Genomic DNA, 26,535 nt, shown 5'->3' with positions numbered 1-26,535 from the left:
AATTCTTGATATCGAAAATCTACAGCGTATTTCTACTACCATAGACGAACAGATTCATGCAATTCAGGGATGCGTACCTTCCAGCCGTAGGTATTCTCAATTTTTTCCTTAAACTCCACCATAGTTGATAATTCGCCATGTATTAAAAATACTTCTTCCGGAATATTACGGATTTCATTAAGCCACTCTAATAGTTCAGCCTGGTCTGCGTGTGCTGAAAGGCTTTCTATATGGATAATTGAAGCTTCCACCGTGTAGAATTTCCCGTAAATCTTCAGTTGTTTCTCTCCTTCCAATAGTCTCCTTCCCCGGGTACCTTCTGCCTGATAGCCCACAAGGAGAATGCTTGTGTTCTTTTTCTCTAATTTTTTTGTAAGATAGGTCAGCATACGACCACCTGATAGCATCCCACTTCCTGCAATTACGATTTTAGGACGGGGATCATCTATAGTTTTCCAGGTATCTCTGTAACTACTTACCAAGGTCATATGTTTACACATCGACTTAAAATCAGCAGCTATTAAAGTATGCCACAAGGGGTATTTACTGAAGACCGATAATACATCAGAACCCATAGGACTATCTATAAATATCGGTATAGCGGGGATTCGCTTTTTCTGATACAGCCTCCATAAGATGACCATCACCAATTGTAGTCTTTCTACCGCGAATGATGGTATTAAAAGGGTTCCTCTGTTGGCAATAGTTTTGTTTACGAGATCAACCAGGAGGCTTTCAACATTCTCCCTGGGATGCAATTTATTTCCATAAGTACTTTCTAGAAAAAGATAGTCGGCCCAACGCGGTTTTTCCGGATTTCTGAGGAGGAGGTCATCAGGCCTTCCGATATCCCCTGAAAAAAGGAAGTCCTTCCCGCCTGCCTTAATAGTAATAAATGTAGCACCTATTATATGCCCGTTATATGAGTACTTAACTTTAACATCACTACCTAGGTTCTTCCATTCATCAAGGGGAACGCTACTGAACAAACCAATAACATCCTCTGCTTCCTGAAGGGTATAAAATGGCAACGCAGGTTGATGTTTTGAATATCCTTCTTTATTAGCTTTTTCAGCTTCTTCTTCGTGAATCTTGGCGCTATCTCTGAGAATGATGGCAGTTATCGCCAGGGTAGGTGCCGTGCCAAGGATTGTACCTTTAAACCCTTGTTTCAGGAGTCTGGGTAAATATCCGGTATGGTCTAAATGTCCATGGGTGAGCAGAATATACTTAACAGATGAAATATCTACCGGTAAAGGTCCCCAATTGAGTTCTCTTAGCTCTTTGAGGCCCTGGAACATCCCGCAATCGATGAGCAAATCGAGGTCATTACAGGATAAATGATATTTTGAACCGGTTACGGTTCTGGCAGCACCCAAAAACTTTATACTCACCATGACTTCCGCTTTTCACTAAAACTGACACAGTTGCCCCACTTCTTTTAAAATCCGTGTTTTTCTATTTTCAGAGATCCCTAAGTGATCCAGATAAAAAGTGTCATTATAAAGTTGCCTGAACAGCACAATATCCCTGCTCAGAAGAAACTGTTTCTCCCTTTGTGAGAGCAAAGTTGAGGCTGTAATAGGATACAGGGCCAGTCTGTCTATTCTGTTTCTCAGGCTGTCATCTTTTGGATAATCCCAACTCAACAAGTAAAGACCGGCACATTTTCCATATTCTACGGCATCTTTTGTAAAACGAGTATTCGTCACTACCCATCCTTCTTCTGGTTTTGTAAAGCCTGGTAGTACTTCTTTGTCAGCAGCGTGTACATCCAGAAATCTCGAATGTATATACAATGGCACTTTTACATTACAATTCCGTCCTTCTTCTCCATGGAACTTACATTCCACAAGAAATGTCTGCCCGTTTTTCCTGGCAAGAACATCGATCTCATGGGATACACATTTACCTTTTACGGTCTCACCTACCCTGGTATCATAACCTGAAAACTGTAATAAGGTACTTATGAACTTTTCGAAGGGGAATCCTGTAGGTCCCAATTCGTAAATCGCCTTTTTTAATTTGTACTTAGAGGCATATACGGGACGCTTTTTCTTCAACATGGCATAAGCCCTGTTGTAAATCTCCCGGGTACTGATCCCAGGGTAAAGTTCCTCCTCAACCTTTTCAATGATACTCCTTATGGTATTTTCATCTGCGCCGCTATGGTGAAGCGAATCAGCAAGCTTGAGGGAGGAAAAGGGTACCTGTTCTCCCGAGGACTTTCTTATATCTAATATATTCTCTTCCATAATCCGCTAAGTCCTTGCTAAGATTCAAAGCACTGCTATTTGTTGGGATGTGGCATTACCAGAAATGGAATGGTCACATGAAAACCAATTTTCTTGATAATCGGCTCTATAAATAATCGTTCCAAGAAGGTATGTTTGTTTTGAATCATTGCCAGTAGGTCTACTTTGGATTTAGATTTAAATCCGTTGATTCCGGCTATAATTTCCTGACTTGGCAGATCGTGAAATTCATGGGGAAGCTCATTGAACATTTTAGACAAGCTTTTTCTATTGCCTTCCTGTTCTTCAGTAAGTTCAAAGCCTGTTGAAACATGCAATACATTGATCTTGGCATTGTGCCGGCTGGCGAGGTCCATCAAAACGGACAACTTGGTATGCTGGTAATCAATCTCGTAATCTGTAGGAAATAATATGGCTTTAGGTTCTTCGTATTTACAATTGGCAGGGATAGCCAGAACGGGGCAGGGGGCCTTTTTGATCACGTGGACGGTATGTGAGCCCAGAAATATTTCTTTTGCTCCTGTGGCTCCCTGGGTTCCCATGATAACCATATCCACTTCTTCTTTTTTCGCAAGGTCAATGATCTCATCAACCAGGAGATTAAAAACAGAATGAGTGATAAACGTATGCCTGGGATTTTTAAATCGACGCTCCAGTTTTTTCTTGAGCTCATCAAGGTGTTCCATGGAAAAGGTCTGATAGACATCACCCATTCCAATTTGTCCGGGGCTATGCAGGATATACTCAGATTGATAAATAGCCGGTGTATAGGTATTTACCAGGAAAAATCTGCACTCTTCCTCCTCAAAAAGTTCGAGTGCATAGGTTACAGCATTGTATGCGTTCTGAGAAAAATCAGTTGGTAGGATAATCGTTTTCATCTTTGCATCTTTTAAGTTAACGAGGGATATTCTGCAGTATTAAGAATGGTATTTTAATATGCAGTCCCAGGGTATTTACCGTAGAAGGCATAAGCATATCCTCGAGATGAGAGTGGCGGGTATTGACCATAACCAGCATGTCTATATTCTGATGGACAATATATTTGGAAATTGCCATAGTCTTGTCCTTCTCATCTGTGGTCTCAAATGTCAGATTCGCCTTTTGTAGTTCTTTCCTGAGAAATTCTTTATTGTCTTCTTGCCTTAAGGAGGGTTTTTTCATCGGATCGATATACAACAAGTGGATGTTGGAACGGAACGATCCACTAAGCTCACAAAGCAGCTTTAATTCTCTCCTTTTGTAAGGAATAAGGTAATTGGTAGGAAATAGCAATTCCCGCGGAGGATGATAGGTATAATTCTCCGGAATTGCGAGTACGGGGCATTGAATATACTTCATCACCATCAGGGTATTGCTCCCAAAGGTGATACTCCGGTCATTGGCTGCTCCCCTGGTCCCCATCACCACTATATCAATATTTTCCCTGTTCACAAGATCATTGACTTCATCGATCAGGGAGCCAAATGCAGGGATTGTAGTAATAGAATGTCTTGGATTTGGTGAATATTCCTTGATTTTATCCAGTATTCCCTTTAGTAATTCAGCGGATCGTTGTTCTACTTCATCCTTTCTCTTTTCCAGTTCCTTGCGATCCGTGACATTGCCTAATTGATAAACCTCATCCGCATAGGCATGGAGAATATAGATTTCACTGCGTTCGTATTTGAATATCTCACAGGTGTAAATCAATGCGTTATACGCGTTCTCTGAAAAATCTGTTGGCACTACTATCTTTCTCATTCAAATAGTTTTAATTACCTTTTTTAAAGGTATATGATTTATAAAATACGAACTATGATATTAATCAGTTTGCCTACTTAATTTTTCGAATATTTTAGTCTTTAGAAGTATTAATTATGAAAAGTAGTTTTAAAAAAATTATAGCTTCGAAATCCCTTGTTTTGGTTGATTTCTATGCCGAATGGTGTGGTCCGTGTAAAGTGCTTGCTCCCATTTTAAAGGAAGTAAAGGATGCTGTGGGGGAAACCGTCAAAATTGTAAAAATTGACGTGGATAAAAATTCTTCGCTCGCTGCCAAATATCAGGTGCGCGGAGTTCCTACCATGATCATTTTCAAAGAAGGCAAAGCCGTGTGGAGGCAATCTGGGGTATTGCAGAAAAATGACATCCTGCAGGTACTTAGATCATTCCAGCGGGAATAAGTAGTACGCACAGTATCCTTAAGCCCAAATGTTCTGGTTTTAATAAGAATTGACTAAAAACTTAGTGCTTGGTATAAATCGCTTTGCGCTTCTTTAATTGACGCTCGATGTCCTTCAGGGACTCGGCAGCCGCTTTTTCAAAGTTATCCTCTATAGAAGCGGCAAAAATCCTAGGTCCGGGAACTTCCATTTTAATATCACAGACCTTGTTTTTCCCTGTCCGATCATTGGTGAGTTTGAAGTACACATCGGTACTGATGATCCAATCATACTTGGATCCCAGTTTTTCGAGTTTCTGAGTTAATAATTCATTCATGGCCTCACTGGTAGGCATGTGCAGGTATTGAATATTGATTGTCATACAATGAATTTATTTTACAGGTTTAAGATAGGAAGGAGACCTTATCAATTTTATGACAATTGTCAGACTCCTGAAATTTACTGTGCAAATTCGTCAAAAATTGCACTTTCTCATTCGATAGTCAACGGGCAACTACCATAAGATTCATATACTTAAAAATACAATTATTTTTTATAGGTCCTATGTGCTTTCCGCTAATGTGATAAATATCATAGGCCTAAGGGGTTGATAGCGATTACTTTTGTTAAAATCGGCTAAATGAACAGGGCAATATCAACTTCAGTTTTCAAGAGGGGAGTTTTTTTTCTCGTAATTCTTTTTTTCTCAAACTGTGGGGAATCAAGAGAGCGAATTAAAGCTGAAAAGACTTCAATTACCGAATCGGTGTACGCTTCAATTACGATTCAGCCAGATAGTCTATACCTGGCCTATGCTGCTGTTGGCGGAATACTGGAAATGAACCTGGTAGAAGAAGGGGATATCGTACAGAAAGGAGATGCTATAGCACAGATCATCAATAATACGCCTAAAATGAATATGGAGAATGCCAGGCTGTCATTTAAATTAGCCGAACAAAATCTTCAAGGAAGTAATGCCATACTACAAAGCCTGAGGGAACAGATTGAAGCTGCCTCGCTTCAAGCAGTGAATGATTCCCTGAATTATTTCCGTCAGAAAAAACTCTGGGAACAAGGTATTGGTTCACGTTCAGAATACGACAACAGAAAACTTGCCTATGAGCTTTCACAAAACAACCTCAGGTTAAAAACCAGTGCTTACTCACAAACGAAAAATGAACTGGAAACAAAATACAGGCAGGCGAAAAATAATTACAAGACCTCGAGGATCACAGCGCGAGATTTTATGATCGAGAGTAAAATAAGTGGTACCGTTTACGCCCTTTACAAAAATCCGGGAGAAATCATCACGAATATGGAACCCGTTGCCGCAGTGGGTAGTTCTACAAAATTTATTGTCGAGATGCTGGTTGATGAGGTCGACATTGTGAAACTTCAAAACGAGCAGAGAGCCTTGATTACCCTAGATGCCTACCCTTCTGAAGTTTTCAAGGCTTTTGTAAGTAAGATCTATCCAAAAAAGGACGAACGCTCACAGACCTTTAAAGTTGAAGCTCTTTTTGAAAATCCGCCGTCTACACTTTACCCCGGACTATCAGGGGAGGGAAATATAATTATCGCACAGAAAAAAAATGCCCTTGTAGTTCCCAAGGAATATCTTCTCAACGACAGTCTAGTTGAGACTGAAAGCGGGATGGTTTCCATTAAAACCGGGATTCAGGATCTCGAGCGAATAGAAATCATTTCGGGTATCGACGAGAATACTTATTTGCTTAAACCTCTGCAATGACCAACTGGAACGTCATCCTAAATATTGCCAAAACACATCTTCTTACCAAGATGAAATCAACTGTTACGGCATCTCTGGGGTCACTTTCGGGATTGGTGCTTATATCACACTGGTTAGTTTTATGACCGGACTCAACCAGATGCTGGATGACCTTATCCTTAACCAGACACCACATATTCACCTATACAATGAAATTGAACCCTCTACAAGGCAGCCCATTTCACTTTATAAAGATTTTGAAAACTCCTTCAATGTGGTGCATTCAGTAAAACCCAAGCAAAGTCAGCTTAAAATACACAATGCTCTACCTATTCTGGATTACCTTAAAAAGGACAAGAGCGTACGAGGGGCTACTCCACAGATGCGGGTTCAGATCTTTTATTTATCAGGTTCAATTGAATTAGGCGGTAATCTTACCGGAATCGATATTATGGAAGAGGTAAGACTCTCCAATTTCAGGAATTATATCATTGATGGAAGCCCGGAAGCCCTTCGCAACTTGGAAAACAGCATCCTTCTGGGTGCAGGCCTCGCCAAAAAAATGTCTTTGGGAGTTGGGGACAGGGTTCAGGTCAGCACAGTAACAGGTGCTGTATTTCCCCTCAAAATTGTTGGGATCTACCAAAGTGGTATCGCAGAAATCGATAATATTCAAAGTTATGCGAATCTGAGTACGGTACAGCGAATTAGCGGAGAAGCACAGAATTATGTTACTGACATCAATATTAAGCTGAACGATATATCCGCTGCCTTGCCCATGGCCCAAAAACTGGAAAAGCAATTCGATGTTAAAGCAACCGACATCAATACTGCCAATGCTCAATTTGAGACAGGGTCAGACATCAGGAACCTGATAACCTATGCCGTGTCTATTACACTGCTCATTGTTGCAGGATTTGGAATTTACAACATCCTCAATATGCTGATCTATGAGAAAATGAATGATATAGCCATCCTTAAAGCCACCGGTTTTTCCGGTAGTGATGTACAATTGATCTTTATGAGTCAGGCAATGATTATCGGCCTTGTTGGAGGGGTACTGGGCCTTTTAGTGGGATTTGGCCTTTCTGTATTCATAGACCAGCTGCCTTTTGACACCGAAGCCTTACCCACTATAGAGACCTTTCCTGTAAACATGCAATTCAAATATTATCTGATTGGGATTGTCTTCGCCTTATTATCCACTTTTGTCGCAGGCTATCTTCCATCGAATAAAGCGAAAAAAATAGACCCGGTCAGGATAATACGGGGAACATAAAACATAATCATGAAACATGTATTGGAGGCCAGGCTAATTAATAAAATCTTTCGTAAACCCGTGGATTTTCACGTATTGAAAGACATCAATTTCAAGGTTAGAGAAGGTGAGTTTGCTTCCATTATGGGTAAATCCGGATCAGGAAAATCAACACTGCTGTATATCCTTTCCACCATGGATACGGATTACTCGGGGGAATTGTACCTCAACAACGAACTGATCACCGGTAAATCACACCAGATACTTTCCAAGATAAGAAACGAGCATATAGGCTTCGTCTTTCAATTTCATTACTTACTTTCCGAATTCACAGTTCTGGAGAACGTAATGCTCCCGGCAAAAAAATTGGCGATAAAACCTCACTCGGAAATTCAAAAAGACGCCATGGAGAAACTCGAAATGCTAAATATTGGAAATCTGGCCTTTAAAAGGGCTTCGAGGATCTCAGGTGGGGAAAAACAACGGGTTGCCATCGCCAGGGCCTTAATCAACAATCCCACAATCCTAATGGGGGATGAGCCTACAGGAAACCTTGACAGTTACAATGCAGACAATGTGTTGTCTATCTTTAAAGAGCTAAAAGAGCAACAGGGGCTTTCCCTTCTCGTTGTTACACACGACCTCGATTTTGCTAAGAGTACTGACCGGATCATAGAAATGGAGGATGGGAAAATTGTAAGTGCCTAGCCCTGTCCAAATATGATATAAATCATAAGAAATCTGAAGGGACATAAATACCTTTAAAGTGAATTTAAAAAGCCTAAAGATGAGTGTCTCAGACTTAACCCCTATGCCCGGAGAGGAAAGAAAAATAAATTGGCAAGAGCTTTATGTTCTTGTAAACCACTGGAAATCAGATTTAGAATTTTACAAAGATGACATTCGCTTTTTACAGCAACTTATTGAAAAGTACATCATCTGGATTACTAAAAAGGAAAACATGGATCGCGTCGCCGGGATAAGGAAAAAGGAACACGATCTGGCACTCAATTGCGATAAACTTCACAAAAATATGAATGAGCATTTGGGCTTAATAGCAAATTTTATGGATGGAAAGGCAACTATTGCCAAGACTGAATTCCTTATCCTGCACGGGAAGTTAGAAGAAAGCCTCTCTGGGTTCGTTAAGGATTTTCGTGAGAGCAGAAAAGAGGTCTTCAAAGTAACTGAATACGTAATGGATAGTGAGGAACTCCAGAATATTCTGGATAGTTAATATCTCTCCTCAAAAAAACATGAGCGGCAGTGAAACTATTGTTAACCATTCTGCTGTTAGTTCACGGTCTAATTCATCTTCTGGGATTCCTAAAAGCCTTTGAATTAGGTCAATATCCTATGCTTAATGCACATATTGGTAGAGCCCAGGGGATTTTCTGGCTCCTAGGATGCCTCTTTATACTCTCCACTGCAGTTGCATTTTATTTTAACCAAAAGCTTTGGCCATGGCTGGGTCTGATCGCCCTAATTATCTCGCAAATCCTGATTTCCTTACACTGGTCTGATACAAAATATGGGGCGTGGTTCAATCTGATCTTAGTCTGTATTGTTGTCCCTGGAATTGGAGAGTATGTCTTTGATAAGCGAGTTTCTGCCGAGGTTAAAAGCCTAAATGATTCTAAAAAGATCCATTTTATGAATGAGGAAGATACCATCAATCCAAAATTTCTTCCGCCAATCGTAAGTCAGTGGTTAAAAAACTCAGGTGGTATTCATTCAGATACAATTTCAAGGGTACATCTACTCCAGAAAGGTCGTTTGCGGACCAAACCAGACGGGAAGTGGATGCCCTTTGAAGCCGAACAGTGGTTTTCGATTCCGGAGCCTGCATTTCTCTGGAAAACCAGGGTACAGATGTTCGGTCCGTTTTTCCTGACCGGACGCGATAAACTCATAACGGGCAAAGGATCCATGGAAATTTCCTTACTCTCCCTTATCCCTGTGGTAAACGCCAGGGATGAAAAAGGGATAGACGAGGCCAGCATGACCCGCTTTCTGGCCGAGATATCCTGGTTCCCTTCTGCAATAACTCAGCCATACATCAGTTGGGAAGCACTGGGACCATACGCTGCTGAAGCCACTTTTACCTACGAAGGCCAAAGTACCTCAGGAGTTTTTACCTTTAACGAACAGGCAGAGCCGATCTCCTTCGAAGCGATGCGCTATATGAAAACCGGGGAAAATGCAAAACGAGAAAAGTGGAAGATCAGAAACCTGTCTTTTACCTCATTTCAAGGAATCAGGATTCCCATTAAATCGGAAGTTGTCTGGGAGCTGGAAGAGGGCGAATATCATTGGTTGACACTTGAAATATCTGAAATCAATTATGATTGAAGAACGGATTAAAAAATGCAATTAATTCATTCCCTATTAATTGGAGGAAACCAAATAGGTTTCTATCTTTGCCCACCTAAAATTCCTATAGGCCCACGTGGTGGAATTGGTAGACACGCTACCTTGAGGGGGTAGTGTTCGCAAGGACGTGCTGGTTCGACTCCAGTCGTGGGCACTCTTAACCGCTTTTCTTTTTTTGCAGAAAGAAAGGCGGTTTTTTTTAGTCCGGTTTTGTCAATTCCCTATTTTAGTACGACTTTAAAATCGGAATAGTTATTTCAGTTGAACATGGGCAAAAGCATACTGGTCGTAGGTGGGGGATAATCGGATTGAGTTGTGCGTATTTTCTGCAAAAAGAAGGGCATGAAGTGACGATAATCGATAAATCCGGAATGGACAGTGGAGCTTCCTATGTCAATGCCGGTTATCTTACTCCAAGTCATATCATCCCCCTTGCCTCCCCCGGAATGATGGCCAAAGGCATAAAATGGATGTTTAACAGTAGCAGTCCGTTTTATATGAAACCCCGTCTTAATTCGGATTTTATACGATGGGCCTGGGCTTTTCACAAGTCGTCCACACGAGCTCATGTTGAAAAAGCCATCCCATTGATAAAGGATATCAATTTGCTGAGTAAGGAATTGTACACCGGAATGCACGATTCGGGGGAAATTGGAGACTTTCAACTGGAGAAAAAAGGCCTTTTGATGCTTTACAAGACCCAAAAAGAAAGGTATCACGAAAAAGAGGTTGCCAGACGGGCGGCAGACGAAGGCCTTGAAGTCACTGAGCTCACCCGAGAGGAACTGGATCAGTTGCAACCTAATCTCAGCCCGGAAATTGACGGTGCAGTTCATTATTTGTGTGATGCCCATACATCGCCGAATGAAATTATGGACCGACTTAAAATGTACCTGAGGGTAAAGGGCGTTGTGATCAGGCAAAATGAAGAGGTGACCGGGTTTATTCAGAGTAATTCGCAGATCACTAAGACTATGACTGACAAGGCTTCCTACAGTACAGATGAAGTTGTGCTGGCCGGTGGATCCTGGACCGCTGGCTTGTTAAAAACCCTCGGGACCAGATTACTCTTACAGCCCGGGAAAGGATACAGAATCAATGTGGAAAGACCCATTGATGTTCGACTGCCGGCTATACTTATGGAAGCCAAGGTGGCGGTAACCCCAATGACACACTTTACGCGATTTGCAGGAACGATGGAATTCTCAGGCATCAATAATCATATCCGCAAGGAAAGGGTCAACGCCATAGCAATGGCCGCTGAGAATTATTATCCAACTATTCGAATTACGGAAGCGGAGAGAAATGCAGCCAGATGTGGCCTCAGACCGGTAAGCCCTGACGGTCTGCCCTACATTGGACGCACATCAGGTTTCTCCAACCTAACCGTCGCGACAGGACATGCCATGATGGGTTGGAGCCTCGGTCCGGCTACCGGCAAGCTGGTCAGCGAACTCATTTCGGAACAACCGCTATCCATGTCTCTCAACGCTTTCCATCCCGACAGAAGGTTTTAAGAAACAGAATGTTATCTTCCTAAAGTTGGGTCCCTAATTCAATCATTCTAATAAAAATTTAACGTTACCCTTAGAAGTATCACTATTAAAAAATTGTAACTTTGTTTAACTTTTAGTGATATACAATGAACAATGTAAAGAAATTCTTTAGTATCAGGGACCTTGAAAACCTCTCTGGTATAAAAGCTCATACCATTCGAATCTGGGAAAAGAGGTACAAACTTTTAAGTCCGGAACGCACGGCCACAAATATTCGCACTTATAGTTTAGCAAGTCTTCAAAAGTTGTTAAACATAACCCTGTTGTACAATAGTGGCTATAAGATTTCCAAGATTGCCAAGATCCCGGAGGACGAGCTCCCCATTGTGGTGAGAGAATTGGTAGCAAATAACAGCACCAAAAGCCATGCTATCAATGCCTTTAAATTATCCATGATCAATTTTGATCTGTCTCTCTTCCAAAATACCTACAACAGCCTTATAGCTGAACGATCATTCAGAGAGATTTTCTGGGAAGTTTTTATTCCCCTTCTCAACGAATTGGGTCTTTTGTGGCAAACCGATACTATCAGTCCTTCCCACGAACACTTTATCACCAACTTGATTAAACAAAAAATATATACCAGCACTGAAAAGATTCAGACCGTGGAACCCAGCAGGGAAGACAAGGTCTTTGTCCTATTTCTTCCTGAAAACGAAATTCATGAAATTGGGTTGTTGTTTGTAAACTACGAATTGCTGTTACGTGGATATAAGACTATTTACCTGGGACAGACCATGCCCCTTGATAGCCTTACTGACCTGCAGAAATACTACAAAAATCTGCATTTCTTATCCTATTTTACGGTAATTCCTACCAAAGACAGCTTAGGGCAATACATTGACGACTTTACGGAAATCCTAAGTCCGGACGGCGCTTCTAAATTGTGGATTTTAGGCAGGCAAACTCAATTCCTGGCCAACAACAAACTTCCGGGATATATCAGGGCATTTGAATCTGTGGAACATTTAGCCGCAGCCCTGTAAATTTTTTAGTAATGGTACGCTTTAATAAACATGAGTAAAAAAGTTGTCATCATAGGATCTGGATTTTCTTCGCTATCAGCCGCTTGTTATCTGGCAAAGGCAGGCTTTGAGGTTGATGTCTACGAAAAAAATAATACCGTTGGAGGAAGAGCCAGACAACTCGTAAGAGATGGCTTTACCTTTGATATCGGACCTAGTTGGTACTGGATGCCTGATATCTTTGAACGCTTCTTCAACGATTTTGGAAAGAGTACTTCAAATTACTATCAACTCGATAAACTGAGTCCGGCATATAAAATATTTTTCTCTGATGATGTTATTACCATAGGTGACAGTATGGACAAAATTTGTGAAGAGTTTGAACGAATTGAATCAGGAAGCTCTACACATTTGAGAAAGTTCATCTCAAAAGCTCAGGAAAATTACGATATCGCGATCAATAAAATTGTATATCGCCCTGGGATCTCCCCGTTTGAACTGGTTACCGTAGATACGGCGATGAGAGTTGATCAGTTTTTTAAAACTATCAGCGGGCAGGTAAGAAAACAATTTAAAAACCCAAAACTGATCGCCACCCTTGAATTTCCCGTACTTTTTCTCGGGGCGAAACCCAGCAAGACCCCATCGTTTTACAGTTTTATGAATTTTGCCGATTTCGGGCTAGGAACCTGGCACCCCAAAGGCGGAATGTATAAAATTATCGAGGGGATGAAATCACTGGCGGAAGAACTCGGTGTACAAATCCATACAGGTCATGCTGTTGAGAAGATCAGGGTAGCGAATGGAAAAGCTGAGGGTATTGAAATAAATCAACAGCAAATTGAGGCTGATTTTGTCTTATCAGGCGCGGATTATCACCACTCAGAAACGCTTTTAGACCCACAGTACAGACAGTATTCGGAAGCCTACTGGGAAAACAAGACGTTTGCCCCCTCCTCCCTACTCTTCTATGTGGGGTTTGATAAAAAACTAAAGAATATTGAACATCACAACCTGTTCTTTGACACTGATTTTGAGCGACATGCGGAAGAAATCTACGATGAGCCCAAATGGCCGACAGAACCGTTATTCTACGTAAATTTCCCCTCTGTCACCGATGCATCAATGGCGCCTGAGGGCTATGAAACCGGTTTTTTTCTCGTTCCTATCGCACCTGATCTGGAAGATAACGACGAGCTCCGGGAGCAATATTTTGACATCATTATCAATAGGCTGGAAGAACGAACAGCTCAGCAGCTAAAAATAATATTATATTTAAGGAGTCCTTTTGTGTCAATGACTTTAAGGAGCAGTACAATTCGTACAAGGGGAATGCATATGGAATGGCCAATACTCTTTTACAAACTGCTTTTCTAAGACCAGGTCTCAAGAGTAAAAAAGTAAAAGATCTGTTTTTCACAGGACAATTGACCGTACCAGGACCCGGGGTACCGCCGTCCTTGATTTCGGGCAAATTAGTATCTGAACTTATTAGTCAACAAAAGTAATTATCGCTTCATGAAGTCTATTTTCGACCAGGTATCATATGAGTGTAGTAAGACCGTAACCCAGTCTTACAGCACTTCCTTTGCACTTGCTACAAAGATGCTTGCTCCTTCCATCAGGAAGGATATTTATAATATTTATGGATTTGTACGCTTCGCTGATGAGATTGTAGACTCCTTTCACGATTACAACAAAAAAGAACTTTTTAATTCCTTTGAAAAGGAATTGGAAGACAGTTTATTGAACAAAATTAGTCTCAATCCCATACTAAATGCCTTTCAGCATAGTTTTCATCAATATAATATTCCACGTCATCTGGTTGATTCCTTTATGAAAAGTATGCGCATGGACCTTGACAAGAAGGTGTATTCTACTCAGGATGAGTTTAAAGAATACATTTACGGTTCTGCTGATGTGGTAGGCCTGATGTGCCTCAGGGTCTTTGTGAACGGTGATGATCAGCAATACGAAGAATTAAAGGATTCTGCTATGGCCCTAGGATCGGCCTTTCAGAAAGTCAATTTCTTAAGGGATCTCAAAGCAGACTATGAAGTGTTGAACAGGTCGTATTTCCCCAATACCAACTTGCTTCAGTTAGACGAGGCTTCCAAAACGCTTATTGTAGAGGAGATCAGAGAGGACTTCAAAAAAGGTTATGAGGGAATTGTGAGACTGCCCAATGATGCCAAATTTGGAGTATACACGGCTTATAAATACTACTTTCAGCTCTTGAAAAAACTTCAGCGCACCCCATCACTCGAAATTAAAAACGCTCGGATCAGGGTTCCCAACTATCAAAAATTTGGGTTACTGGCGACTTCATACGTCAATTATAAACTCAATCTTGTATAATTTTTAATGATGAAAATAGTATTCTGGATCTTAATTTTCCTAACCACATTTTGCATTATGGAATTTATGGCCTGGTTTACCCATAAATATATAATGCACGGTTTTCTCTGGAGCCTTCACAAGGATCACCACAGGAAAGATCACGATTCCTGGTTTGAACGAAATGATGCCTTCTTTATCTTTTATGCCGTACTGAGCATGACCTTCATTATACTGGCCGGTAATAGTACTTTCTGGTATGGCTATCCCATCGGTTTCGGGATTATGGCATATGGTGCTACTTACTTCCTGGTTCATGATATTTTTATCCATCAGCGGTTTAAAATTTTCAGGAACGCCAATAATTGGTATGCCAGAGGAGTGCGACGTGCGCACAAGATCCATCACAAGCATCTCGGGAAAGAAGAAGGAGAATGTTTTGGCATGCTTTGGGTTCCTTTCAAATATTTTAAGAAATAAATTCCATGCCAAAAGCCATTGTAATTGGCTCGGGTATCGCAGGATTAGCTTCAGCCCTCAGGATTCGTAAAATGGGTTACGAAGTAGAGGTCTTCGAAAAAAATTCATACCCGGGAGGCAAGCTTCATGCGATTTCACAAGATGGCTTTCGCTTCGATTTGGGCCCCTCCCTATTTACAATGCCCCATTTTATAGAAGAATTATTTCATCTTTTCGGGTTGGATCCCACCCACTATTTCCAATATTCAAAAAAAGATACAGTTTGTAATTATTTCTGGTCTGATGGATCCCGATTTACTGTCCATGCCAATGAAAAGACCTTTGTGGAAGAAGCTTCGGATTTTTTGATGAAAGTCCGGATAAAATCATCACATATCTCAAGAGAAACAGACGCAAGTACAAGCTTACGGCTGGCATCTTCCTTGAAAATTCATTGCACAAATTAAAAACCTACCTCTCTGCTGATACGATCAAAGCCATCTTACAACTTCATTCACTGGACCTTGGGCAATCCCTGAACACAGTAAATTCTGCAAAATTTAAAAACCCCAAGCTTGTACAGCTGTTTAACCGCTATGCCACCTATAATGGTTCCTCCCCTTACCAGACTCCCGGGATCATGTCTTTGATCCCTCATTTAGAAATGCATTACGGCACATTTATCCCCAAAGGTGGAATGCATCGAATAAGTCAGAGCCTTTATGAATTAGCGAAAGATCAGGGTGTAAACTTTCATTTTAACCAAAAGGTTGAGCAAATAGTCATAGAGGGTAAAACAGCCACAGGCATCAAAACTTCCACTACCAGCTATTCGGCAGACCTTGTAATTTCCAATATGGATATCTATCCTACCTATAAACAATTATTACCCCAGCTAAAACATCCAACCAAAACCCTCAAACAGGAACGATCAAGCTCGGCACTGATCTTCTATTGGGGTATCAACGCAAGCTTTAAGGAGCTCGATCTTCACAATATATTTTTCAGCGAGGATTATCCGGCAGAGTTCAGGTCGATTTTTCAGGATAAAACACTACCTGAACACCCAACGGTATATGTCAACATAACAGCCAAGGATGTGTCTGAGGATGCTCCACCCGGGTGTGAAAACTGGTTTGTCATGATCAATGCTCCCGGGGACTACGGACAGGACTGGACCACTTTGAAAGCCCAGGCACGTAAAACCATTCTTAAAAAGTTATCAGCGTCTCTGAATCGTGAAATTGAACCCCTGATTCTCACTGAGCACATTTTAGATCCTGTGGGTATTCAGGAAAATACCAGCTCCTACCGGGGTGCCCTTTACGGTGCAGCCAGTAATTCGAAATTTGCAGCCTTTCTGAGACATCCCAATTTTTCACGGCAGGTTCAAAATCTCTACTTTTGCGGAGGCTCGGTTCATCCTGGAGGTGGGATTCCTCTATGTTTGCTGTCTGCTAAAATCGTAAGCGACCTCGTACCGGAAATAAAATTAAATCAGCAAAATGCCTGAAAGTAAAAATGGAATATGGTCCATTGCGGTAATATGGTTGTTCCATATTACGGCCCTGATAGGCATCAGCATAGGATTTGAGGAGTGGTTTGTGCAGAAAACGCCGGTAAACCTTATCATTTCTTCAATTTTACTCTTCCTGGTTTATCCGATCAATACCCGAAAAAAAACTGCTGTTTTTGCGGTGTTATGGATTCTGGGCATGTTTGCGGAATGGCTTGGAGTGAAATACGGCATTCTATTCGGTACCTATAATTACGGAGCCAATCTGGGACCTAAGCTAGACGGCGTTCCTTACCTGATTGGTGTTAATTGGGCCCTTCTTAGTTTTATAACTGCAAGCATTGCGCAATACCTGGTTAAAAAACCAGTCTTACAATTGATTTTTGCTGCCTCTCTTATGCTTGTCCTTGATTTCTTTATGGAGCAAAGTGCTCCCAGGTTCGACTTTTGGGGATTCGATATGAATGTGGTTCCGCTAAGTAATTACATCTGCTGGTTGGCCGTAGCCTTGATTTTTCAAATGATCATACGCGTTGCGAAAATCAGTGGCAATTTGAAGTTTTCTGCACATTTGTACTCAGCACAGCTGGTCTTTTTTCTGTATTTTTTCCTTTGGTTTAGTTGAGATCGGATTCCTTAAAGATCAGTGGATTTCTTCCCTCCCAGCATCCGAGTGAACGATAGGGTTGAAAACGCGAAAACAGTTCCTCTTTATACCAACCAAGGGTGCGAGTATCTCCGATCACTTTAATGTGTTCTTTGCTTCTGTATGCAAATTCGTCTAAGGCTTGCTGATTCTCCCATAGACTAAAAGTAGCCATTTGCATAAAGGGCAACTCCCCAATTCCTTTGGTATAGATCAGATTAGAATTACCCCGCAATGGGTTTTGAGAAGCGGGGACACTTTTCCAGAATCTGCGGAGGTACTTGAATTTGATGGTAGCCCTTGTAATAGCAACTACATAAGGAATCTTTTCAGTTAGTTCAGGATAAACAGAAAACGGATTGCTGCCGGCCCATTTTCCCCTTGCTATCTTATTCCTCAAATACAAGGTCCAGTTTTCGTGACTGTGCTTTCTGTATTTTTTTATCAGGGATGAATGTTGAAAAAAAACATCTGCCTTTTCCTCACTTTCCCATACTTGTAGAAGGGCGTAAACGCTCCAATCAGGTTTGGGATCAAATCCTTCTCTGCCTGTTCCCAAAAGCTTATAGAAAGTAAGACCTTCTGTTTTTCTCAACGAGGAGTGGGCGAATTGCATCATGCCAAAGGCCCAGATCTGATCTGTGAGCTTCTTGTATTTGAAAAAAGTTAAGGTGGTGATCTGTGATGCCACTTTTTACTGCGTCAATAAATTATCAGGCATTTCTCTTACAGAGTTCTTATGCCAATCCTAAGCTCCTGTTTTGGCCGTTTCTATCCCAGCTGGGTTTCAATTATATGAGTTGAAGCAATTCAAAATGCTAAAAATAAGGCCCCTATACTGTAAAAACCCACAACTAGCCTTCCGGAAGGTCGTCTTTAATTCACTTTTCGTTCAACAACTTTTCAATCAATTCAAATACCTTCTCATTGTCCCAATCCTTTATAGCGAGCTCTTCTGCGACTACATAACCCTTTTTATCAACGACATAAGATCCGGGGGGTTCTAAAACAGGAAGTGCGGATTTATCTCCAATTATAAGGTAGGTTACAGGAAAGTCGTACTCCTTCTCCTCCATATATTCCCGAACAGGGGCCTGCTCCTCATTGGTGATTATATAAAAATCAACTTTCCCCTTAAATTTATCGTAGAGCTTCTGAATACTATTGAGTTGGGCGTCTGACGGCAGGCTCCAGGAAGCCCAGAAATTGATAAAAACTACCTTTCCTTTTGATGGACTGAAATTGATAATATTCCAATCTTCGTCTTTTAGCCGCCAGTCATAATCAGTGATCTGCTTCCTTTTTCCTATGGGTATTTCAGAAGGTGTACCCGAAAAAATACGGTTTAATAAAATCTTACTATGATACCCCAGGGGAGTAACAAAAAAAGAAAGAATAAAAGCTATAAGAAGGATATTGAGTACCGTCTTTTTCTTTATGGCCATGAAATATGTCTTATTGAATTAGGAGGGTCTTCTGGTTGTACCAGTTTGATCAAATAAGACCGATCATGCAGCATTTTCTTTTTTGATAACATTAAGGGCCGATCCTTCCCGGAACCAGGCAATCTGCTGAGCATTGTAGGTATGATTCACCTTGATCTTATCCTTTAATCCATCCTTATGCACAACTTCAATGGTAAGCGGAACATCCGGAGCAAAATTTTGAATATCGATAAAATTAAAGGTATCGTCTTCCTGTATCTTATCGTAATCAGCTTCGTTGCTAAAAGTGAGCGCCAACATTCCCTGTTTCTTTAGGTTGGTTTCATGGATCCTGGCAAACGATTTAACCAGGACAGCTGCTACCCCCAGATGCCTGGGTTGCATGGCTGCGTGTTCCCTTGAAGAACCTTCTCCGTAGTTGTGATCACCCACAACAATGGTCTTGATCCCTTTTTCCTTATACAGTCTCTGTGTATCGGGTACGCCTCCGTATTCCCCTGTAAGTTGGTTCTTTACAAAATTGGTCTTCTTGTTAAAGGCATTTACGGCACCGATAAGGGTATTATTGGCGATATTGTCTAAATGCCCTCTGTACCTCAACCAGGGTCCTGCCATAGAAATATGGTCGGTCGTACATTTTCCAAAGGCCTTGATCAACAATTTCATTCCTTGCAGACTTTCATTGGAAATAGGTGTAAAGGGTGCAAGAAGTTGTAAGCGTTCTGAGTCGGTAGCTACCTTAACATCCACAGAGCTGCCGTCTTCCTTTGGGGCAACGTAACCTGCATCCTCAACCGCAAAGCCTTCCGGCGGAAGTTCGTAGCCGCGGGGTTCATCTAGCCTAACTTCTTGTCCGTCTTCGTTAATCAGTGAATCTGTAATAGGGTTGAAGTCTAATCTTCCTGCGATAGCAATGGCAGTTACCAGTTCAGGAGATCCTACAAATGCTAAAGTATTCGGATTTCCATCAGCCCTTTTGGCAAAATTCCGGTTAAACGAATGTACGATGGTATTTCGGGGGCCATTTGCCGCCTTGTCGCCGTAGCGATCCCACATACCGATGCACGGTCCGCATGCGTTGGCAAAAACGGTTGCACCGATATTGTTGAAGGTCTTGATAAATCCGTCTCGTTCAATGGTGTAGCGCACTAGTTCTGAACCCGGAGTGATGGTAAACTTCGATTTTGTCTTTAAATTCTTCTCTGAGACCTGTTTTGCCAGAGATGCGGCCCTGGAAATGTCTTCATAAGACGAATTAGTACATGATCCGATAAGGCCAACTTCTACATTTAAAGGCCAGTCATTGGCTTTAGCAGCCTCGCTCATTTTAGAAATGGGCGTAGAAAGGTCCGGCGTAAATGGCCCGTTGAGATGAGGTTCAAGAGTGTTTAGATCGATCTCTATCACCTGGTCAAAATATTTTTCTGGCTCCTGGTATACCTCTGGATCTGCAGTGAGGTGCTCGGCTACTTTTTTAGCTTCATCGGCAACATCTGCCCTATCCGTTCCCCTGAGGTATCGATCCATTGATTCATCGTAACCAAAAGTTGAAGTTGTAGCTCCAACTTCTGCTCCCATATTACAAATAGTTCCTTTTCCGGTACAGGACATTGAAGTGGCTCCTTCACCAAAATATTCTACAATTGCTCCGGTACCTCCTTTAACGGTTAATATGTCGGCGACTTTCAGGATAACATCCTTGGGGGCTGTCCATCCGCTTAATTTCCCTTTTAATTTTACTCCGATCAACTTGGGAAACTTGAGTTCCCAGGCCATGCCGGCCATAACATCAACAGCATCAGCACCGCCAACCCCAATGGCGACCATTCCTAATCCTCCTGCATTCACTGTATGTGAATCGGTTCCTATCATCATCCCTCCCGGAAAGGCGTAGTTTTCAAGCACTACCTGGTGGATGATCCCTGCTCCCGGCTTCCAGAAACCTATCCCGTATTTATTTGAGACCGATTCCAGAAAATCGAAAACTTCATTACTGGTTTGATTTGCCCTTTTAAGATCGGCTTCAGCCCCAACTTTTGCCTGAATAAGGTGGTCACAATGTACTGTGGTCGGGACTGCAACTTTAGGTTTACCGGCGTGCATAAACTGCAAAAGAGCCATTTGAGCCGTAGCATCCTGGCAAGCCACCCTGTCAGGGGCAAAATCGACATAATCCTTTCCTCTTCTGAAGACTGTAGAAGGGGTTCCTTCCCACAAATGAGAGTAAAGTATTTTTTCAGACAGGGTGAGTGGTTTCCCCACTAATTTACGAGCTGCATCAACCCGTTCTCCCATCTTGGCGTAAACGCCTTTAATCATGTCGATATCAAATGCCATTATACGTTAGTTTATCAATTGTTAATCTCCCAAAGATAAAAAATTAAAAGGGGTTCTTGAAACTTTTTAGAGCCCTTCTAAAGTATTATGAAGTCTGTAAAATAGGATATATCCCATTGCTCACAACAGAATAAAAAACGAAAAAAATAGGGATTTGAAAATTGTAGATTGCTTATCAGCCTGTTAAGAGGGATATGCCACAGCTGCAGCAAGATTAAATAAGGCTACATTAAATGGTGAATAATATCCTCTTCGCTGATGCCTTCTGCCTCAGCCTTGTAGTTTTTTATAATTCTGTGCCTCAAAATACCGAGTGCAATGGCTTGAACATCTTCGATGTCTGGAGAGAATTTTCCATGTACTGCGGCATGAGCTTTTGCACCGAGAACAAGGTTTTGAGAAGCCCTTGGACCTGCACCCCAATCGAGATACTGGTTGATATAATCCGAAGATGAAGGAGTTCCGGGGCGGGTATTATTTACCAACTTCACGGCGTATTCTACCACATTGTTTGGAACAGGAATCCGCCTTACAAGATGCTGCACTGCGAGAATTTCCTCGGCATTGAAAAGAGCATTGATCGTTGCTTCCTCGTCATCTGTGGTCTCTTTTACAATCTGAACTTCTTCGGCCAGTGAGGGATATTTTAACTCAATAGCAAACATAAACCGGTCTAATTGCGCCTCGGGTAAAGGATAGGTCCCTTCCTGTTCAATGGGGTTTTGGGTGGCCAGGACAAAATACGGGGAGCTGAGTTTATGTCTTTCCCCGGCAATGGTTACGGCCCTTTCCTGCATGGCCTCAAGCAAGGCTGCCTGGGTTTTGGGTGGCGTCCGGTTGATTTCATCCGCCAGGATAATATTGGCAAAGACAGGGCCTTTGATAAATTTAAAAGTTCTGTTTTGATCTAATACCTCGCTGCCCAGAATATCACTGGGCATAAGATCTGGAGTAAATTGGATACGCTTAAAATCGAGACCAAGAGTTTGAGCAATTGTATTTACCATCAAGGTTTTCGCCAAACCCGGAACACCAATCAACAGGGAGTGTCCCCCGGTGTAAATAGACAATAGGATAAGATCTATGACCTCATTCTGACCTACAATTACTTTCGCAATTTCCCTTTTCAGGGATAGGTGTTTTTTACCTAATTCTTCAATGGCCTTAACATCTGACATAGTCTATTCCTTCACCCAGTTATTAGCAAATTCACAAGATCTGTTTGCCACATTAACGCTCACATAGGTGTCATCGATATGCTCATCCATCCATTCTTTGATGGCTTTATATTGCTTTTCCCTGAGGGCCAGTTCCTGAATCTTTAAATAATCCTTGGCAAAATCAGCTTCGTGCTCGTCATATCTGTTGGTTACCTTCAGGATCTTATATTTTGGAGGGCCACCCCTGGGGTCTGATTCCAGCAGTGGGTAAGATATCTCTTCATCCTTTAGATTCCGAACCTGATTGTAGAGGGTTGGATCCATTTTTGTCAATTCAAATCGAGAATCAAAATTGATTGGATTCCTCAGCAGGCCTCCGTCAAACTTCGTCTCTTTTTCATCTGAAAAATTAAGGGCAGCTTCTGCAAAAGTGTATTTGCCCTCCATGATTTGTTTTCGGATGGTATCTAATTCAATTTTTGCTGCCTCAACTGCTGCCTGAGGAATTTCGGGCTGGATAAGGATATGCCGCAAGTCTAATTCCTGCCCGCGTATCTTTTCAATAAAAATAATATGATAACCGAAGGTAGTCTCGAAGGGTTCCGAAATCTCGCCCTCCTGCAGGCTAAAGGCCACGTCTTTAAACTCCTTTACAAAAGGTGTCTCTCTGGTCATACTGTAAAAACCGCCTTTCGACTTAGATCCCGGATCCTGGGAATACAGGATGGCTTTAACGCTAAAACTGGCATCATTGTCCTCGATATCGGCTTTAATCTCCCTTAACTTATTGACCACCTTCTGCTTTTCTTCCTCAGGAATCACAGGTGTCTTTACGATTTGAGAAATTTCAAGTTCAGCTCCGAAGACGGGTTTTTCGTCTTCCGGAATATTCCTAAAGAACTGCCGTACTTCCTCAGGGGTAACCTGGATTTCGCCTACGATTTTCTGTTGCATCTTTTCAGACAGCATCCTGAGTTTGTTGATGTTGTAGAGTTCTTCCCTGAAATCCTCTACGGTCTCTTTTTTATAAAATTGAAGTACCTTCTCCATAGAGCCCACTTGCTGAACCAATTGCTGGATCTGTCGGTCACTGGTGGCATTTACCTCGTCATCAGAAACCAGGATACTGTCCTGAACAGCCTGATGAGCGTAAAGTCGGTCTTCCATAAGCTTCCCTAAAAGACTACAATGGGTGATGTCTTCTGTTGAAGCGCCCTGACTCCTGAGATCAATCAGCGTTTTCTCGATATCGGAGTCGAGAATAACGTAGTCCCCAACAACAGCAGCTATTCCGTCTAACTTAATCCGTTCGAATGAATTAATAGTGTCTTTAGCAGACGCAGTGGTTTCGGACATTTCTTGTACTTGATCCTCAGAAACTTCCGCAGGGGCTTCTTCCTGAGCGAAGCCCGTAAAGGTCCATGCCGCTAAAGCGAACAGCAGGAAATTATTTTTAATCTTTTTCATAGATTTCGAATTCGTTTTGTTTTACAGCCTCATCGAGGAGCTCTGTTTCGAGTCGATTTAAGAAATCGAGCTTTCTCCTATTGAGTAATACTTGTCGGAGTGTCGGTTTGATATAGCTGAGGGGAGCAATTTCATTGATATCCCTAATATCGCTTATCTTCCCCAAATATACCCCCAGAGAGTCCTCCATTTCAAAAAATTGTGATTTTTTTAGGTATCTGCCTTCGTTTTCATAGGTCAGTGGAGGTATCTCCTGTATGATCCTGGTGAGGGGAATCCATAAAGAATCGTTGAAATTGAGCTTGGTAAATTGCACCCCGATCGAATCCAAAAATACCTGATCCTCCTCGTTAAATTCGTTTAGTCTTTTAACCACTGCGTCCTTGTTTAAAAACTGCTTGGGCAACTGAACAAATCGAAGTTGTAAGATCTTCTCTTTCAGAATAAAATTCTCTTTTTCCTTTTCATAAAATTGTCTGAGTTGAAGATCTGTTACTGTGGTGTCTTCGCCCCTTAGGACAAGGGCTTCTTTATAGGCTCTGGTAAAGAGATCTACTCGATAATTGGCTACAAGGCGCTCAAAAGAGGCTATTTGTTCTTCTGTTAGGTTGATCTGAGCTTTGGAAAAGAGCAGTTGTTTTACTGCCCAATTGTTGATATAATTAGTCACCAGGGAGGTGCTGTCCTGTTCGTTTAACTGGGCATTTAATATGGATTCTATATCCTCCCGGTAGAGATACTCGTTACCTACCCTGGCCAAAGGCGTATTTTCCGGCTCCGATTTGAAAAGGCCCTCGCACGACCCCAGGAATAAAAACAGACCAGGAGTTCCTATTATCAGAACTCTGCGAACATAGTTTCTCAGTAGAAAATGCATTTCGCAAAATTAAGCATTCGAATTTCCTGAACAAGGATAAGACCCTGCATTAACAGATTTTTATTTTCCAATTCTCATAATTTAGTACCTTAGAGATTCAGTTGTTAAGTATATGAAATACATTACTGAAATTGTAATAAACATTCCCTTGGCCGAATTTATTCGAAAATTCGACAATCCGGAGAACATGAAATTATGGCAAAAAGACCTGGTTTCATTTAAACATTTGAGTGGAATCCCCGGTAAAGAAGGAGCTCAAATGGAGCTCGTTTACAAAATGGGTAAAAGAGAGATTGTCTTAGTCGAAACTATTTTAAAACGCAACCTGCCCCATGAATTTCACGCTACCTACGACGCCAAGGGCGTGCACAATGTGCAAAAAAATTATTTTAAAGCGGTTGACGAAAACAAGACCAAATGGATTTCAGAAACCGAATTTCAATTTAATGGTTTCTTTATGAAAGCAATGGGCTTTCTGATGCCGGGTGCATTTAAAAAACAGTCTTTAAAATATCTGAAGGATTTTAAAGCCTTCGCTGAAGAGAACTCCACTTCATCTTAAATAATACCAACTTGAGTAAGAAAATTAAATTACTGTGGGATTTTCGCGGCCCAGACTCCGGTGAGATAGCCAGACATCACGCCCTGCATCTCAATGATTTTATAAAAAAAGAAAAAATGGCCACACAGATCAGCGGTCACGAGGTGCTAACCGATATGCATGCCGTGGCCTATATGGTTGTGGAGGAAGCTATGATGATCCAGATTCGCGATGCCCTTCTTCCACACCGGGGAGAAATTTATAATGAGAACTTAGGTTAGAATAATTACCAGGATAAATCTGAACTGATGAAAATCACCAATCATAAAGCCATAGGACATCTGTTGTGTTCCTTTCTTGTTGTAGGTGGCTTCTCAGGATGTTCTGATGCAACTTCTGTAAATGAACCCTTAAAAAGTGCCCTGAATTCGGAGGATTTGCGCATCCGAAAGGTTATGGATGACCCTTCCCCCTATGAGATCCAGATTCGCTTTACGCGAATTAACAGGAAAAAAGACACCGTATATTTCGAGGATTACGAATATAATGTCGATTCAACACATTACTTCTACCCTGCAAGTACCGTAAAATTTCCGATTGCCGTCCTGGCACTGGAAAAGATCAATCGAAACGAAAATTTAAGTTTAAATACACGATTTTATGTAGAAGGAGATTCGCTGGAAACGACTTTCGCCAAAGAAATAACAAAGATCTTCGCTGTTAGTGACAACGATGCGAGCAATCGATTATTCGAATTTCTGGGTCAAGATGCGATTAACGCAAGTTTCAAGGAAAAAAATATAGGTCCTGCCAGATTCTCACACCGACTCTCAGTCCCCGAGGCTGATGAGGTAACCACACGTCCCCTGGTCATCTACCTCAATGACAGCACTACTACCCTATTGACGAATAGTGTAAACACTCCTCCCGAATCACTCCGGCTACTTGGAATAAGTAAAGGACAAGGCTTTTACGAAGGAGATTCTCTGCTTCAGGGCAGCTTTGATTTCAGTAAAAAGAATTATTATCCGATTAGTACCCAGCACGGCGTTTTGAAACGAATTGTCTTTCCCGGGGTATTTCCTCAAAATGAACGATTTGATCTTAGCGATGCTCAGCGCAACTTTCTGCTAAATGCCATGAAAGCGGTTCCGCGGGAGGCGGGCTACTCAGTTGAAGACTATTACGACAGTTACGGTAAATTTTTTATTTACGGCGACAGCAAGGAAGAGATCCCTTCATTCATGAAAATTTACAATAAGGTGGGCTATGCCTATGGAACTTTAACGGACTGTGCCTATGTCAAAGATGAAAAAAACGATGTTGAATTTATGCTTACAGCAACTATCCTGGTAAATGCAGATGGTATATTCAATGACAATGAGTACGAATACGATGAGATTGGAATTCCTTTCCTCACTGCACTGGGAAATGAATTATACAAAACAGAACTAAAAAGATAAGACAACG

General features: G+C 41.6%; 26 protein-coding genes, 1 tRNA gene and 2 pseudogenes. 18 read left to right on the top strand and 11 right to left on the bottom strand.

Annotated features, from left to right (window positions below):
* Nucleotides 1-35 precede the first annotated feature (35 nt).
* Genes EQY75_RS03215 through EQY75_RS03200 form a run of 4 tightly spaced genes read right to left on the bottom strand, consistent with a single transcriptional unit; the run spans nucleotide 36 to nucleotide 3,998 of the window.
* Nucleotides 36-1,397 carry an MBL fold metallo-hydrolase RNA specificity domain-containing protein gene (locus tag EQY75_RS03215; RefSeq protein WP_129602827.1) on the bottom strand — a complete coding sequence of 454 codons (1,362 nt, stop codon included), beginning with the start codon at nucleotides 1,395-1,397 and terminating at the stop codon, nucleotides 36-38.
* Nucleotides 1,398-1,412: 15 nt separating this feature from the next.
* Complete coding sequence (locus tag EQY75_RS03210; protein WP_129602825.1) at nucleotides 1,413-2,255, bottom strand: restriction endonuclease; 843 nt, start codon at nucleotides 2,253-2,255, stop codon at nucleotides 1,413-1,415.
* Nucleotides 2,256-2,290: 35 nt separating this feature from the next.
* The gene (locus EQY75_RS03205) at nucleotides 2,291-3,136 is read right to left on the bottom strand and encodes a universal stress protein (protein ID WP_129602823.1); all 846 of its coding nucleotides are present in this window, start codon (nucleotides 3,134-3,136) and stop codon (nucleotides 2,291-2,293) included.
* 16 nt (nucleotides 3,137-3,152) lie between these two features.
* Entirely contained in the window at nucleotides 3,153-3,998 is an 846-nt protein-coding gene (locus EQY75_RS03200) for a universal stress protein (protein ID WP_129602821.1), read from the bottom strand.
* Nucleotides 3,999-4,114: 116 nt separating this feature from the next.
* Here EQY75_RS03200 and trxA point away from each other — a divergent pair, with 116 nt between their 5' ends.
* Nucleotides 4,115-4,420, top strand: coding sequence for a thioredoxin (gene trxA / locus EQY75_RS03195; RefSeq protein WP_129602819.1), 306 nt, complete (start codon nucleotides 4,115-4,117; stop codon nucleotides 4,418-4,420).
* 61 nt (nucleotides 4,421-4,481) lie between these two features.
* Here trxA and hpf read toward each other — a convergent pair whose 3' ends face one another.
* Nucleotides 4,482-4,781 carry a ribosome hibernation-promoting factor, HPF/YfiA family gene (hpf, locus tag EQY75_RS03190; RefSeq protein WP_129602817.1) on the bottom strand — a complete coding sequence of 100 codons (300 nt, stop codon included), beginning with the start codon at nucleotides 4,779-4,781 and terminating at the stop codon, nucleotides 4,482-4,484.
* Nucleotides 4,782-5,039: 258 nt separating this feature from the next.
* Here hpf and EQY75_RS03185 point away from each other — a divergent pair, with 258 nt between their 5' ends.
* From EQY75_RS03185 to EQY75_RS03125, 14 genes and pseudogenes are all read left to right on the top strand, one after another.
* Nucleotides 5,040-6,149 (top strand): efflux RND transporter periplasmic adaptor subunit, encoded by a 1,110-nt coding sequence (locus EQY75_RS03185; RefSeq protein ID WP_129602816.1) that lies wholly within the window; start codon nucleotides 5,040-5,042, stop codon nucleotides 6,147-6,149.
* A pseudogene (locus EQY75_RS03180) lies at nucleotides 6,146-7,407 on the top strand (ABC transporter permease). Before EQY75_RS03185 ends, EQY75_RS03180 begins: the two are co-directional and overlap by 4 nt.
* A gap of 9 nt (nucleotides 7,408-7,416) precedes the next feature.
* Nucleotides 7,417-8,094, top strand: coding sequence for an ABC transporter ATP-binding protein (locus EQY75_RS03175; RefSeq protein ID WP_129602814.1), 678 nt, complete (start codon nucleotides 7,417-7,419; stop codon nucleotides 8,092-8,094).
* A 79-nt stretch (nucleotides 8,095-8,173) separates the two neighbouring features.
* Nucleotides 8,174-8,623 (top strand): hypothetical protein, encoded by a 450-nt coding sequence (locus tag EQY75_RS03170; RefSeq protein WP_129602812.1) that lies wholly within the window; start codon nucleotides 8,174-8,176, stop codon nucleotides 8,621-8,623.
* A gap of 29 nt (nucleotides 8,624-8,652) precedes the next feature.
* The gene (locus tag EQY75_RS03165) at nucleotides 8,653-9,738 is read left to right on the top strand and encodes a DUF6544 family protein (protein WP_129602810.1); all 1,086 of its coding nucleotides are present in this window, start codon (nucleotides 8,653-8,655) and stop codon (nucleotides 9,736-9,738) included.
* Nucleotides 9,739-9,829: 91 nt separating this feature from the next.
* Nucleotides 9,830-9,913: transfer RNA gene (locus tag EQY75_RS03160), tRNA-Leu, on the top strand.
* A gap of 193 nt (nucleotides 9,914-10,106) precedes the next feature.
* Nucleotides 10,107-11,276 carry an NAD(P)/FAD-dependent oxidoreductase gene (locus EQY75_RS03155; RefSeq protein ID WP_342774035.1) on the top strand — a complete coding sequence of 390 codons (1,170 nt, stop codon included), beginning with the start codon at nucleotides 10,107-10,109 and terminating at the stop codon, nucleotides 11,274-11,276.
* A gap of 125 nt (nucleotides 11,277-11,401) precedes the next feature.
* Complete coding sequence (locus EQY75_RS03150) at nucleotides 11,402-12,301, top strand: MerR family transcriptional regulator (protein WP_129602808.1); 900 nt, start codon at nucleotides 11,402-11,404, stop codon at nucleotides 12,299-12,301.
* A gap of 30 nt (nucleotides 12,302-12,331) precedes the next feature.
* Nucleotides 12,332-13,788 (top strand): annotated as a pseudogene (locus tag EQY75_RS03145) (phytoene desaturase family protein).
* A gap of 10 nt (nucleotides 13,789-13,798) precedes the next feature.
* Entirely contained in the window at nucleotides 13,799-14,638 is an 840-nt protein-coding gene (locus tag EQY75_RS03140) for a phytoene/squalene synthase family protein (RefSeq protein WP_129602807.1), read from the top strand.
* A gap of 9 nt (nucleotides 14,639-14,647) precedes the next feature.
* Nucleotides 14,648-15,097: a sterol desaturase family protein gene (locus EQY75_RS03135; RefSeq protein WP_129606912.1), complete on the top strand. Its 450-nt coding sequence runs from the start codon at nucleotides 14,648-14,650 to the stop codon at nucleotides 15,095-15,097.
* A 5-nt stretch (nucleotides 15,098-15,102) separates the two neighbouring features.
* The gene (locus tag EQY75_RS14395; protein ID WP_342774034.1) at nucleotides 15,103-15,543 is read left to right on the top strand and encodes a phytoene desaturase family protein; all 441 of its coding nucleotides are present in this window, start codon (nucleotides 15,103-15,105) and stop codon (nucleotides 15,541-15,543) included.
* A complete protein-coding gene (gene crtD, locus EQY75_RS03130) occupies nucleotides 15,462-16,589 on the top strand; it encodes a 1-hydroxycarotenoid 3,4-desaturase CrtD (RefSeq protein ID WP_342774067.1) in 1,128 nt (375 codons plus the stop codon). The genes EQY75_RS14395 and crtD overlap by 82 nt, the downstream gene beginning before the upstream one ends.
* A complete protein-coding gene (locus EQY75_RS03125; RefSeq protein WP_129602805.1) occupies nucleotides 16,582-17,217 on the top strand; it encodes a carotenoid biosynthesis protein in 636 nt (211 codons plus the stop codon). The genes crtD and EQY75_RS03125 overlap by 8 nt, the downstream gene beginning before the upstream one ends.
* Here the strand turns inward: EQY75_RS03125 and EQY75_RS03120 are convergent.
* The 6 genes from EQY75_RS03120 to EQY75_RS03095 form a co-directional block, all read right to left on the bottom strand.
* Nucleotides 17,210-17,929, bottom strand: a complete 720-nt coding sequence (locus EQY75_RS03120) for a DUF3291 domain-containing protein (protein ID WP_129602803.1) — start codon at nucleotides 17,927-17,929, stop codon at nucleotides 17,210-17,212. The genes EQY75_RS03125 and EQY75_RS03120 overlap by 8 nt on opposite strands.
* Nucleotides 17,930-18,119: 190 nt before the next feature.
* Nucleotides 18,120-18,683 carry a TlpA family protein disulfide reductase gene (locus tag EQY75_RS03115; protein WP_129602801.1) on the bottom strand — a complete coding sequence of 188 codons (564 nt, stop codon included), beginning with the start codon at nucleotides 18,681-18,683 and terminating at the stop codon, nucleotides 18,120-18,122.
* Between the two features lie 63 nt (nucleotides 18,684-18,746).
* Nucleotides 18,747-21,020, bottom strand: coding sequence for an aconitate hydratase (locus EQY75_RS03110; RefSeq protein ID WP_129602799.1), 2,274 nt, complete (start codon nucleotides 21,018-21,020; stop codon nucleotides 18,747-18,749).
* Between the two features lie 224 nt (nucleotides 21,021-21,244).
* Entirely contained in the window at nucleotides 21,245-22,198 is a 954-nt protein-coding gene (locus EQY75_RS03105; RefSeq protein ID WP_129602797.1) for an AAA family ATPase, read from the bottom strand.
* Nucleotides 22,199-22,201: 3 nt separating this feature from the next.
* On the bottom strand, nucleotides 22,202-23,647 hold the full coding sequence (locus tag EQY75_RS03100) for a peptidylprolyl isomerase (protein ID WP_129602795.1): 1,446 nt from the start codon (nucleotides 23,645-23,647) through the stop codon (nucleotides 22,202-22,204).
* Nucleotides 23,634-24,524 (bottom strand): peptidyl-prolyl cis-trans isomerase, encoded by an 891-nt coding sequence (locus EQY75_RS03095; RefSeq protein WP_129602793.1) that lies wholly within the window; start codon nucleotides 24,522-24,524, stop codon nucleotides 23,634-23,636. Before EQY75_RS03095 ends, EQY75_RS03100 begins: the two co-directional genes overlap by 14 nt.
* Nucleotides 24,525-24,636: 112 nt before the next feature.
* Here EQY75_RS03095 and EQY75_RS03090 point away from each other — a divergent pair, with 112 nt between their 5' ends.
* The 3 genes from EQY75_RS03090 to EQY75_RS03080 are packed head-to-tail and all read left to right on the top strand — an operon-like array spanning nucleotide 24,637 to nucleotide 26,528.
* Nucleotides 24,637-25,086: an SRPBCC family protein gene (locus EQY75_RS03090; RefSeq protein ID WP_129602791.1), complete on the top strand. Its 450-nt coding sequence runs from the start codon at nucleotides 24,637-24,639 to the stop codon at nucleotides 25,084-25,086.
* An 11-nt stretch (nucleotides 25,087-25,097) separates the two neighbouring features.
* On the top strand, nucleotides 25,098-25,346 hold the full coding sequence (locus EQY75_RS03085; RefSeq protein WP_129602789.1) for a hypothetical protein: 249 nt from the start codon (nucleotides 25,098-25,100) through the stop codon (nucleotides 25,344-25,346).
* Nucleotides 25,347-25,373: 27 nt separating this feature from the next.
* Nucleotides 25,374-26,528 carry a serine hydrolase gene (locus EQY75_RS03080; RefSeq protein WP_129602787.1) on the top strand — a complete coding sequence of 385 codons (1,155 nt, stop codon included), beginning with the start codon at nucleotides 25,374-25,376 and terminating at the stop codon, nucleotides 26,526-26,528.
* Nucleotides 26,529-26,535 lie beyond the last annotated feature (7 nt).

The sequence above is a fragment of the Muriicola soli genome (assembly GCF_004139715.1).
Classification (GTDB): Bacteria; Bacteroidota; Bacteroidia; order Flavobacteriales; family Flavobacteriaceae; genus Muriicola; species Muriicola soli.
Note: the sequence above shows the minus strand (reverse complement) of the source record. Positions and strands in the feature narration are given on the sequence as shown.

Bases quoted from the DNA above. Each gene is read 5' to 3' on its own strand.
- EQY75_RS03215 (WP_129602827.1), bottom strand. From the start codon at position 1,397: ATGGTGAGTATAAAGTTTTTGGGTGCTGCCAGAACCGTAACCGGTTCA.
- EQY75_RS03210 (WP_129602825.1), bottom strand. From the start codon at position 2,255: ATGGAAGAGAATATATTAGATATAAGAAAGTCCTCGGGAGAACAGGTA.
- EQY75_RS03205 (WP_129602823.1), bottom strand. From the start codon at position 3,136: ATGAAAACGATTATCCTACCAACTGATTTTTCTCAGAACGCATACAAT.
- EQY75_RS03200 (WP_129602821.1), bottom strand. From the start codon at position 3,998: ATGAGAAAGATAGTAGTGCCAACAGATTTTTCAGAGAACGCGTATAAC.
- trxA (WP_129602819.1), top strand. From the start codon at position 4,115: ATGAAAAGTAGTTTTAAAAAAATTATAGCTTCGAAATCCCTTGTTTTG.
- hpf (WP_129602817.1), bottom strand. From the start codon at position 4,781: ATGACAATCAATATTCAATACCTGCACATGCCTACCAGTGAGGCCATG.
- EQY75_RS03185 (WP_129602816.1), top strand. From the start codon at position 5,040: ATGAACAGGGCAATATCAACTTCAGTTTTCAAGAGGGGAGTTTTTTTT.
- EQY75_RS03175 (WP_129602814.1), top strand. From the start codon at position 7,417: ATGAAACATGTATTGGAGGCCAGGCTAATTAATAAAATCTTTCGTAAA.
- EQY75_RS03170 (WP_129602812.1), top strand. From the start codon at position 8,174: ATGAGTGTCTCAGACTTAACCCCTATGCCCGGAGAGGAAAGAAAAATA.
- EQY75_RS03150 (WP_129602808.1), top strand. From the start codon at position 11,402: ATGAACAATGTAAAGAAATTCTTTAGTATCAGGGACCTTGAAAACCTC.
- EQY75_RS03140 (WP_129602807.1), top strand. From the start codon at position 13,799: ATGAAGTCTATTTTCGACCAGGTATCATATGAGTGTAGTAAGACCGTA.
- EQY75_RS03135 (WP_129606912.1), top strand. From the start codon at position 14,648: ATGAAAATAGTATTCTGGATCTTAATTTTCCTAACCACATTTTGCATT.
- EQY75_RS14395 (WP_342774034.1), top strand. From the start codon at position 15,103: ATGCCAAAAGCCATTGTAATTGGCTCGGGTATCGCAGGATTAGCTTCA.
- EQY75_RS03125 (WP_129602805.1), top strand. From the start codon at position 16,582: ATGCCTGAAAGTAAAAATGGAATATGGTCCATTGCGGTAATATGGTTG.
- EQY75_RS03115 (WP_129602801.1), bottom strand. From the start codon at position 18,683: ATGGCCATAAAGAAAAAGACGGTACTCAATATCCTTCTTATAGCTTTT.
- EQY75_RS03110 (WP_129602799.1), bottom strand. From the start codon at position 21,020: ATGGCATTTGATATCGACATGATTAAAGGCGTTTACGCCAAGATGGGA.
- EQY75_RS03105 (WP_129602797.1), bottom strand. From the start codon at position 22,198: ATGTCAGATGTTAAGGCCATTGAAGAATTAGGTAAAAAACACCTATCC.
- EQY75_RS03100 (WP_129602795.1), bottom strand. From the start codon at position 23,647: ATGAAAAAGATTAAAAATAATTTCCTGCTGTTCGCTTTAGCGGCATGG.
- EQY75_RS03095 (WP_129602793.1), bottom strand. From the start codon at position 24,524: ATGCATTTTCTACTGAGAAACTATGTTCGCAGAGTTCTGATAATAGGA.
- EQY75_RS03090 (WP_129602791.1), top strand. From the start codon at position 24,637: ATGAAATACATTACTGAAATTGTAATAAACATTCCCTTGGCCGAATTT.
- EQY75_RS03080 (WP_129602787.1), top strand. From the start codon at position 25,374: ATGAAAATCACCAATCATAAAGCCATAGGACATCTGTTGTGTTCCTTT.